The sequence below is a fragment of the Desulfosporosinus burensis genome, assembly GCF_054657535.1.
Genome location: NZ_BAAHYN010000102.1, coordinates 1 through 344 on the forward strand (window position 1 = coordinate 1; position 344 = coordinate 344).

1 pseudogene is annotated in these 344 nt (G+C 38.1%); it reads left to right on the forward strand.

Going from position 1 to position 344, the window contains the following annotated elements:
* Window positions 1-344, forward strand: a pseudogene (locus ACYQ3Q_RS28580) (ECF transporter S component); the annotation flags it as partial.

Here is a 344-nt window from a genome sequence, read left to right on the forward strand (position 1 = left end):
TATTTTTTGGACAAGGTCCATGGACCCCGTGGCAAATGTTCTGTTGGGGGATGATCGGTTTTGTCGCAGGAGTATTGAAAAATGCAGGTTTTTTCAAAGGAAAATTAAGCTTATCCACCTATGGACTATTATCAGGGTTTGCCTTTGGATGGGTCATGAATCTCTGGTTTATTATCGGATTTATCAATCCTATTACCTGGCAAGCTATAGTAGCAGCTTACATATCAAGTTTTTGGTTTGATTTTACTCATGCAGTATCAACCCTAATCTTTCTTTTTGTGTTGGCAAAACCTTGGCTAAAAAAGCTAGACCGGATAAAAACTAAATTTGGCTTGATGGAATGA